Raw genomic sequence first — 1,254 nt, 5'->3', positions numbered from 1 at the left:
GCTCTTCCCCGCTGGTGCGTATGACGAGATCCGGATCGGGCGTGTTCGGCGCGTAGAGGTAGGAGCGGAACGTTTCTTCGTCGAGCTCTTCGGGGCGCAGCCCGTCGGCAATGGCGCGGCGCGCGGCCTGAAGAATTTCTTCCCGGCCGGAATAGCTGATGGCCAGCGTGAACACCATGCCGCGGTTGGACGCGGTTTTTCTGAGCGCGTAGTCGAGAGCCTGACGCACGGCGAAGGGCAGATCCTTCTTGTCGCCTATGAAGTCGAGGCGGATGTCCTGCGCCATGAGTTCGGGCATCTCTTCGCGTATGAAGCGCAGAAACAGCTCGAACAGAAAGCTGACTTCCTTTTCGGGCCGCCGCCAGTTTTCCTTGGAAAAGGCGTACACGGTCACGTAGCCTATGCCCCTGTTCCGACATTCGCGCACCAGGGTACGCACGGCGTCCACACCGGCGAGGTGTCCCTGCGAGCGGGGCAGACCGCGTTCCTTCGCCCAGCGGCCGTTTCCGTCCATAATGACCGCAATGTGCTGCGGCAGTTGATCTTCCATGCGCCATCCATGATGTTGAAAAGCCGGGCCGGACCATGCCGCCCGGCTCTTCCGCACAGGATTTCCGCCCGTCGAAGTCCGCGCGACGCCCTGTTTTCAATGCGTCGGCGGACTTCGTCGGGTCAGATTTCCATGATTTCCTTTTCCTTGGCCTGAGCCTTGGCGTCGGCCTTCTTCACGAAGGCGTCGGTGAGCTTCTGCACGTCGTCCATGGCCTTCTTGAGCTCGTCGGCGGAGATTTCCTTATCCTTTTCGAGCTTCTTGAGGGCGTCGTTGACGTCGCGGCGGATGTTGCGCAGCGCCACTTTGGCGTCTTCGGTGTACTTCTTGCTCACCTTGGTGAGCTCGCGGCGACGCTCTTCCGTGAGCGGCGGCACCGTGATGCGGATGATGCGGCCGTCGTTCATGGGGGTGAGGCCGAGGTCGGACTTCAGAATGGCCTTTTCCACAGGGGAGAAGGCATTGCGGTCCCAGGGCTGAATGGTGACGGTGCGGCTGTCGGGCACGGCTACAGAGGCGAGCTGCTGAATGGGCGTGAGCGTGCCGTAGTAGTCAACCTTGATGTTGTCCACAAGGCTCGTGGTGGCGCGGCCGGTGCGCAGTTTGCCGAAGTCGCGGTCGAGCGCGACGAGGGCCTTTTCCATGCGTTCTTCGGCGTCGAGCTGCAAGGTCTCGATATCCATATTATTCTCCCTTTACAATGG

General features: G+C 61.2%; 2 protein-coding genes. Both read right to left on the bottom strand.

The genetic code is table 11. The annotated features are described in order from the left end of the window. On the bottom strand, positions 1 to 550 hold a 550-nt coding region (gene uppS, locus ACZM96_RS10720; protein WP_489489045.1), incomplete at its 3' end, for a polyprenyl diphosphate synthase. Positions 551 to 672: 122 nt separating this feature from the next. Next, positions 673 to 1,233, bottom strand: coding sequence for a ribosome recycling factor (gene frr / locus ACZM96_RS10715; RefSeq protein WP_294488697.1), 561 nt, complete (start codon positions 1,231 to 1,233; stop codon positions 673 to 675). Positions 1,234 to 1,254: the final 21 nt, after the last annotated feature.

It is taken from the genome of Mailhella sp. (assembly GCF_057866825.1).
This window is presented reverse-complemented; position numbering and strand designations above follow the sequence as displayed.